This window comes from Collinsella tanakaei, assembly GCF_016902615.1.
Classification (GTDB): Bacteria; Actinomycetota; Coriobacteriia; order Coriobacteriales; family Coriobacteriaceae; genus Collinsella; species Collinsella tanakaei_A.
In genome coordinates this window covers 22,754-29,816 of record NZ_JACJMB010000026.1, presented here as the reverse complement: position 1 = coordinate 29,816, position 7,063 = coordinate 22,754, and the positions used below count along the sequence as shown (strand labels likewise).

9 protein-coding genes are annotated in these 7,063 nt (G+C 66.7%); 7 read left to right on the top strand and 2 right to left on the bottom strand.

Features of this window, described 5'->3' with window-relative positions; genetic code table 11:
* Positions 1-133: 133 nt before the first annotated feature.
* The 7 genes from H6A21_RS08460 to H6A21_RS08430 all read left to right on the top strand — a co-directional run bounded on the left by H6A21_RS08460 (position 134) and on the right by H6A21_RS08430 (position 5,070).
* Positions 134-604, top strand: coding sequence for a deoxycytidylate deaminase (locus H6A21_RS08460; protein WP_204562313.1), 471 nt, complete (start codon positions 134-136; stop codon positions 602-604).
* A 178-nt stretch (positions 605-782) separates the two neighbouring features.
* Positions 783-2,120 carry an electron transport complex subunit RsxC gene (rsxC, locus tag H6A21_RS08455; RefSeq protein ID WP_204562312.1) on the top strand — a complete coding sequence of 446 codons (1,338 nt, stop codon included), beginning with the start codon at positions 783-785 and terminating at the stop codon, positions 2,118-2,120.
* A 9-nt stretch (positions 2,121-2,129) separates the two neighbouring features.
* Positions 2,130-3,062 carry an RnfABCDGE type electron transport complex subunit D gene (locus tag H6A21_RS08450; protein WP_204562311.1) on the top strand — a complete coding sequence of 311 codons (933 nt, stop codon included), beginning with the start codon at positions 2,130-2,132 and terminating at the stop codon, positions 3,060-3,062.
* Positions 3,049-3,636, top strand: coding sequence for an FMN-binding protein (locus H6A21_RS08445; protein WP_204562310.1), 588 nt, complete (start codon positions 3,049-3,051; stop codon positions 3,634-3,636). Before H6A21_RS08450 ends, H6A21_RS08445 begins: the two co-directional genes overlap by 14 nt.
* A gap of 1 nt (position 3,637) precedes the next feature.
* Positions 3,638-4,288: an Rnf-Nqr domain containing protein gene (locus H6A21_RS08440; protein ID WP_204562309.1), complete on the top strand. Its 651-nt coding sequence runs from the start codon at positions 3,638-3,640 to the stop codon at positions 4,286-4,288.
* A complete protein-coding gene (locus H6A21_RS08435; RefSeq protein WP_204562308.1) occupies positions 4,288-4,884 on the top strand; it encodes an Rnf-Nqr domain containing protein in 597 nt (198 codons plus the stop codon). Before H6A21_RS08440 ends, H6A21_RS08435 begins: the two co-directional genes overlap by 1 nt.
* A 9-nt stretch (positions 4,885-4,893) precedes the next feature.
* Positions 4,894-5,070: a hypothetical protein gene (locus H6A21_RS08430; protein ID WP_204562307.1), complete on the top strand. Its 177-nt coding sequence runs from the start codon at positions 4,894-4,896 to the stop codon at positions 5,068-5,070.
* A gap of 267 nt (positions 5,071-5,337) precedes the next feature.
* On the opposite strand, the gene H6A21_RS08425 is transcribed toward H6A21_RS08430, so the two are convergent.
* Positions 5,338-6,474, bottom strand: coding sequence for a DUF4179 domain-containing protein (locus H6A21_RS08425; RefSeq protein ID WP_204562306.1), 1,137 nt, complete (start codon positions 6,472-6,474; stop codon positions 5,338-5,340).
* The gene (locus H6A21_RS08420) at positions 6,458-6,985 is read right to left on the bottom strand and encodes an RNA polymerase sigma factor (RefSeq protein WP_204562305.1); all 528 of its coding nucleotides are present in this window, start codon (positions 6,983-6,985) and stop codon (positions 6,458-6,460) included. The genes H6A21_RS08425 and H6A21_RS08420 overlap by 17 nt, the downstream gene beginning before the upstream one ends.
* Positions 6,986-7,063: the final 78 nt, after the last annotated feature.

Below are 7,063 nucleotides of genomic sequence, written 5' to 3'. Positions count from 1 at the left end.
CGTTGGGGACGGGGCGGTTTGGAGACATCCTGCGCCCGGCCGGGCGCAGGATGTCTCCAAACCGCCCCGTCCCCAACGAGGACATCATGAGCGGTAGAATGGGCGCACAGGACACGAGGAGAGGAGATGCCCTATGCCTGGCAAACGCACCGATGTCATCAGCTGGGATGAGTTCTTCATGCGCGTCGCCATCGCGGCGTCCCTGCGCAGCAAGGACCCTAACACGCAGGTGGGGGCCTGCATCGCCGACACGAACCATCGCATCCTCTCCGTCGGCTACAACGGCACGCCCTCGGCACTGAACGACGACGAGTTCCCTTGGGACACCGTCGACGACCCCTTGCACGACAAGCACAGCTATGTGATCCACGCTGAGGCGAACGCCATCTTGAACTATCGCGGTTCGCTGAAGGACATGGGCGGCGCCACGGTGTACGTGACGCTCTTCCCCTGCCACGAGTGCGCGAAGACCCTCGTCCAGGCGGGTATCGGCGAGGTCGTCTACCTGTCCGACAAATACGAGGGCACCGAGGACAACCTCGTCTCGAAGAGCATCCTCGACCGCTGCGGCATCACCTACCGCCAGGTGACCGTCGAGGAGTAGGAGCGCTGGGGGTCGAGTTCGGCAAGCCGGCGGGCAACCCGCCTCTCTAGGGGCTTTCCCCATATTTGTGTATACGCCGTGGACGAAAGCGTCTAAACTTATGGCGTTAACGTGCAGTCGGGAAATATTTATTCTGACTGCAGAATAAATAGGGGAGAGGCAGAAAGAGGGGGAGCCCATGTTCTCTCTGCACAAGACACGGGGCGGTGTGCATCCGCCCCAGTGTAAGGATTTGCGGGAATACGCCTGCACATCCCTTACACCACCTACGCGTGTTCGCATACCGCTGAACATGCATATCGGCGGGCCGTGCAAGCCGGTCGTCGCGCCTGGCGACCACGTCTATGTCGGCACGCTGATCGGTGACGGATCGGGCCTGTATGCTCCGGTCCACGCGAGTATCTCGGGTACGGTCGTCTCGACCGATACCGAGAAGCTGCCCACCGGCGCCACGGCGCCCGTGGTGGAGATCGAGTCGGACGGCAAGATGGAGAAAGACCCCTCCATCACGCTGCCCACCTACACCACGAAAGAGGAGTTCCTCGACTGCGTGCGCGCCTCCGGCGCGGTCGGCCTCGGCGGCGCTGCGTTCCCGACGTGGTTCAAGATGCGCGCGCCCGAGGGCAAGCAGTTCGAGTTCCTCATCATCAACGGCATGGAGTGCGAGCCCTACATCACGAGCGACTATCGCCAGATGATGGAGCATTCCGACCGCGTGGTGGACGGCGTGCACCGCATCGCGACCGCCCTCGAGATTCCCGCGGCGGTCATCGGCATCGAGGACAACAAGCCCGAGGCCATCGAGAAGCTGAGCGAGGTCGTGGCGAACAAGGGCTTCGGCGACCAGATCCAGGTCATGTCCATCCCGACGAAGTACCCGGCCGGCGGCGAGAAGGTGCTCATCAGCGCCACGACGGGGCGCGACGTGCCCGCCGGCGGCCTGCCCGTCGACGTGGGCTGCCTCGTGGTGAACGTCACCACCGCCTCGCGCATCGAGCACTACTTCCGCAACGGCATGCCGCTCGTCACCAAGACGCTCACGCTCGCGGGCGACTGCGTGGCGAACCCGGGTAACTACCGCGTGCCCATCGGTATGAGCGTGCGCGACATCATCGATGCTGCCGGCGGCCTCACCAAGGAGCCCAAGAAGATTATCATGGGCGGCCCGATGATGGGCCGTACGCTCACGAGCGTCGATTGTCCCATCATCAAGGCGAACAACGCCATCCTGTGCCTCGATGACGCGGCGGTGCTCCCCGAGGAGACGCCGTGCATTCGCTGCGGCCGCTGCGTGCGCGTCTGCCCGCTCGGCCTCATGCCCTTCGCGCTCGACGCCGCCTCGCGCAGCCACGACGTGATCGCGCTCGACGAGCAGGCGGTCATGAACTGCATGGAGTGCGGTTCCTGCGCATTCACCTGCCCGGCGCACCGTCGCATCGTCGCGGCGATCCGCGAGGGCAAGGCGTTCTATAAAAGCGAGGTCCAGCGCCTCACTCAACCGGTGAAGGGGGCGTAAGGGAGCGCTATGAATCTCATCAACGAAGCTTCGCCGCATTTTGCCGGCAAGGATTCCACCTTCAAGATCATGGGCTGCGTGTGCCTGGCGCTCGTGCCCACGCTCATCGCGGCGACCGTGCTCTACGGTCTCGGCGCGCCGCTGCTCGTGCTCGTCTGCGTCGCCACGGCGCTCGTCTGCGAGCACCTGTGCTGCATCGCCATGCATCGCGAGTCGACCGCAGGCGACATGTCCTGTGTCGTGACGGCCATGCTGTTCGCGTTCACCCTGCCCGCCAACTGCCCGTTTTGGGTGGCGGTGCTCGGCACGGCCTTCGCCATCATCGTGGTGAAGATGCTGTTCGGCGGCATCGGCTGCAACCTGTTCAACCCGGCCGTGGCCGCGCGCGTGTTCGTGATGGTCGCGCTGCCCGCCGCGCTGTCGTCCTATCCTGACGTGGCCGGCAAGCCGCTCGACGCCATCACCGGCGCCACCCCGCTCGCGATGGCGGCCTCGGGTGACATGCCCTACAGCTACCTCGACCTTCTGCTCGGCAACCACGCCGGTGCGCTGGGCGAGACCTGCATCCTGACGCTGCTGATCGGCTACATCTTCCTGCTCATCGTGCGCGTCGTCGACGCGTGGGCGACCCTGCCGTTCATCGGCGTCGTAGCCATCATCTCCGCGTTCTGCGGCCAGGACGTCGTCTACCAGCTGCTCTCCGGCGGTCTGGCCATGGGCGCGTTCTTCATGGCGACCGACTACACCACCACGCCGATGACGCCCGCGGGCAAGATCATCTTCGGCGTGGGCTGCGGTCTTGTGACCGGCCTGGTGCGCTTCTTCGCGTCGTCCCCCGAGGGCGTCGCCTTCTCGATCCTGTTCATGAACATGTTCGTGCCGCTGATCGACCGCTATACCCGCCCGCTTCCGGCAGGAGGTGTCAAGAATGCCCTCATCTAACTCCTGGTTCGCCCGCCATCGCGAGGGCGCCTGGTACTCGCTGGTCATCGTGGCGCTCGCGGCCGTGGTGTGCGGCGGTGTGGTCGCCGGCGTGAACTATGCCGGCCACGACGCCTTCGCCGCGGCGGACCTGCGTCTCGACGAGGCGAAGGGCGGCGCCCAGCGCGCGCTGCTGTTCCCGGACGCCTCCTCGTTCGAGCAGGTGAGTGCGCCTGCCATCGAGGGGCTCAACTCCGTCTACAAGACCAACGACGGCGCGTGGATCTTCGACTGCTCGGCGACCGGCTATCACGGCGACGTCGAGCTCATGGTCGGCATCAACGCCGACGGCACGATCGCCGGCATCCAGGTCGTTGCCGAGGACGAGACCGACGGCATCGGCACGAACGCGCTGACCGATGAGTACCTCGGCTCGTTCGCGGGCCTTGAGGCCGCCGGCTCCGTCACCACCGAGGAGGCCTCCGGCGACGCCACGCATGTCGACGGCGTCTCCGGTGCGACGTTCACCACGAATGCCGTCATCGGCTGCGTGAACATCGCGCTCGAGGCCTATGCGCAGTTGGGGGGTAACTAACATGGCGCTGAACGAGCTTATCCAGCGTGAGCAGGACGAGCGCGTGCGTGCGCTCACCCACACGCCCACGTTCCTGGTCGTCGCCGGGTCGCTGCCCGGTCTGTTCGTCGCCACGTCACTCACGAACGGCTTCGCCATCGGCGTCGTGTCCGCTGTGAGCATCGTGGCCATGGCCATCCTGGCGCGCCCGCTGCGCGCCATCACCGGCCGCTTCACCTACATCCCCGTCACGCTCATGGTGAGCGCCGCCATCGCCGTGCTGCTCGGCTTCGCGGTGCGCGTCATCGACCCGGTCGTGAACGAGGCGCTCGGCATCTACGTGCCGCTCGCCGCAGTGAACGCCCTGGCGATGGCCTTCGTGGCATCCGACGGCTTCGCCGCCAGCCCGGCGCCCAAGTCCTCTGTGGTCACGGCGCTTCTCGCCGCGGTCTGCACCGTCGCGACCCTGTCGTTCGTGGGCCTCGTGAACGGCATGTTCACAACCGGCGAGATCTTCGGTCTCACGATGGGCGAGCTTGCCGCGAGCCCGATCGCCATCTTCGGCAAGCCGGCCGGTTCGCTGCTCGTGCTCGCGCTTGTCGCGGTCTTCGTCCAGTCCATCGAGCATGCCGTCGCGATCTCGCGCGCGGATGCTGAGGGAGGTGAGCGCTAATGGAGTTCCTGAGCTCCCTCTTTACCGCCGCGCTCGACAATAACGTCGTGTTCGCCCAGCTTGTGGGCATGGTCGCGGTGCTGCTCGTGGCTTATCGCCCGCAGGACGCCTTCAAGTTCGGTGGCCTTTTGTGGGTCGCCTGCACACTGTCCGGCCTTCTCGGCTGGCCCCTGTACGCCGGCTTTCTCGCCCCGTGGGGCGTGGGCTACCTCGCGCCGATCGCCTACGTGCTCGTGAGCACGTTCGCCATCTTTTTCATCGGCGCCCTGTACTGCATCCGCAAGGGCGTCGAGGTGCGCGAGCGCATGCTCGTCGCGGCGACGCTGCTGTCGCTCAACGCCGCGGTGCTCGCGGTGCCGCTCGGTAACGCTGTCGTGGCCGACACCCTGACGTTCGCCGCCGCATGCGGCAGCTCCATCGGTGCCGGCATGGGCGCGTTCATCGCCGTCGTGGTGTTCGCCACGCTGCGCAACCGCATCAACGAGACCATGGTGCCGCCCGCGCTGCGCGGTCTGCCCATCTCGCTCGTGACGGCGTCGCTCGTGTGCCTGGCGTTCACGTGCGTCGCCGGTATCGCCGGCGGCCTGTTCGTGTAGGAGGCGGATATGGATCCCATCATCATGATCGGCGTGCCGCCGATTCTCATGGCCGTCATCGCGGTGCCCGTGGCTATCGTTTTGGGCATCACGGTCGGTTGCTGGAACTACCGCGACCGCTGTGAGGCGGAAGATGCCGCCGAGGCGGCGGCCGGCGCCGAGTCGACCGACGACGTCGACGCATAAGGCGCTCAGCTGAAGCGCGGCATCGTTTGCGTGGCGGTGCGCCCCGGGGTTTCGGGGCGCACCGCCTTTTTCATGTGTGACCTACGTGGGCGCACATTACGCCCGCGTTGCCGTCGCCTACGGGGCCATGCGCGTCGAGTGCGTGGCGCACGGGGAGTAGGAATAGGAGCAGCCCCGGATGGGGCTGCGGAGAGTGGAATGAACATGATTGCAAGAAAGGGGTGAGCCGCAGCGGCGGCTCACCCCTTCTCGTAGGCTGTCTCGATTCTACGCGGCGCTCACGGGGATCTCCACATCGCCCACGGTCACGCTCGCGATGTCTCTCGCGGCCACGATGCGGTCGTAGGTGACTGTCTTGGTGACGGCGCTCGTGCCGTCGTCCTGCTCCATGGCGGTGGTGTTGGCGTTGGTCGCGTCGAAGGTCGTGCCGTCCGCGAAGGTTACGGTGACGGGCAGGCCGGTGACCGCGTTCACCTCGGTCCGGCTTTCGTCGGTCATCTTGCCCGTGGGTCCAAGGTTGCCGATCTGGCGGTCGATCGTGTAGTCGACCGTGACGCCGACGGAGGACGCCTTTACGGCGTCGACCGTAACGTCTGCGCCCTGCCAGGTGGTCTTCTGGCCGGCTGGCAGGTCGACAGTGGTGTCGACGTAGTTCATCTCGAACTTGAGGCTCCAGTTGCCGGTCACCAGGGTCGTGTACCCTGCCTCGGCATCGTAGGCCCTGATCTCGCACATCGAGAAACGCATAGTGCGCCCGATGATGCCGGCGCCGTTCCAGGTGGTGAAGCCCATGGTCTCGGCGTACTGGATGGTGCCGTCGCCGGGGTCGGCGTCGTAGAACCGGGACGCACCGCCCCCGCCACTGACACCATCGACGTGGCGGGTGGCGTCGGCCACGAGCGGCAGCGTGCCGTCGCCCCCGGGTTCTATCCCTTCGAGTACAGAGGGATCGTCGAACTGGACGTCGTACACGACGGTGAAATTCGACTGGTCTCCCACCACGGCCTCGGCCGTCACGGTGACGCCGTTCGAGGAGCAGCTCGCGCCAATCGGTCGTCCCACCTCGTTTAGGAGCTCGGTCTGGGCAGGCGCACCGCCAAAGACGTCGGAGAGCACGTCGGCCGGGTTGGGCAGCACACCCGCCGCCACGGCGACGGTACCGCCCCCGCCCAGGGCGAGCGCCAGGGCGAGCCCGGCGGCGACGCGCGCCCAGCGGTGCATCCGACGCTTGGGACGGCGTGCGGACATGGTCGGGACCGCGGCGGGAGCTCCGGTCTGCCCACCCTTCTCGACGGCCCTTGCCGCCGCGGCCGTGCGCAGGCGCTCGGTCATGCGGGCCTTGGTCTCATCGGAGAAATGCAACTCATCCATCGATTGGGTGTAGGAATCAAGCGGGGAAATCATCGTAGTCTCCCTCCAGGTCGTCTCTCAGCCTTGCCCGGGCGCGGCTCAGCCGCTGGCGCACGGCGTCGTCGGTGGCGCTCACGATCCGTGCGACCTCGCGCGTGGGGTAGCCCTCGTAGTAGTGCAGGTAGACCGCCTCGCGCTGCGGCAGCGGGAGCGCCATCACGGCGCCGAGCACGCGCTCGGCGCGCCGCCGGAGCGCGTCCTCTCCGGGCGCCTGCGCCACCGCCGGCTCCGGCACGTCGTCGAGCCCCACCGCCGGGTGCGCGCCGCGGTCGCGCAGCAGGTTCCTACAGGCGTTGGCTGCCACGCGTATGACCCAGGCGCGCTCGTGGCCGGGGTCGCGAAACGGCTCCTCGCGGCAGATGAGCTTCACGAGCGTGTCCTGGCAGACGTCCTCGGCGTCGGCCGTCGAGCGCAGGTAGGTGTAGCACACACGCAGGACGAGGTCAGCGTAGTCGCGCACGAGCCGCTCGGGGTCGCGGTCGGGTGCGCGGTTCGGTCCTGTCATCGGCAGCCTCCTCTCGTGATTCGTCAGGCGTCTCGGTGTCGCAGCTGTCTTTCCCCTTCGCCTATTACACACGGGAAG

Coding starts and splice junctions, on each gene's coding strand:
- H6A21_RS08450 (WP_204562311.1), top strand. CDS start 2,130: ATGAATCTCATCAACGAAGCTTCGCCGCATTTTGCCGGCAAGGATTCC.
- H6A21_RS08445 (WP_204562310.1), top strand. CDS start 3,049: ATGCCCTCATCTAACTCCTGGTTCGCCCGCCATCGCGAGGGCGCCTGG.
- H6A21_RS08430 (WP_204562307.1), top strand. CDS start 4,894: ATGGATCCCATCATCATGATCGGCGTGCCGCCGATTCTCATGGCCGTC.
- H6A21_RS08425 (WP_204562306.1), bottom strand. CDS start 6,474: ATGATTTCCCCGCTTGATTCCTACACCCAATCGATGGATGAGTTGCAT.
- H6A21_RS08420 (WP_204562305.1), bottom strand. CDS start 6,985: ATGACAGGACCGAACCGCGCACCCGACCGCGACCCCGAGCGGCTCGTG.
- H6A21_RS08440 (WP_204562309.1), top strand. CDS start 3,638: ATGGCGCTGAACGAGCTTATCCAGCGTGAGCAGGACGAGCGCGTGCGT.
- H6A21_RS08460 (WP_204562313.1), top strand. CDS start 134: ATGCCTGGCAAACGCACCGATGTCATCAGCTGGGATGAGTTCTTCATG.
- H6A21_RS08435 (WP_204562308.1), top strand. CDS start 4,288: ATGGAGTTCCTGAGCTCCCTCTTTACCGCCGCGCTCGACAATAACGTC.
- rsxC (WP_204562312.1), top strand. CDS start 783: ATGTTCTCTCTGCACAAGACACGGGGCGGTGTGCATCCGCCCCAGTGT.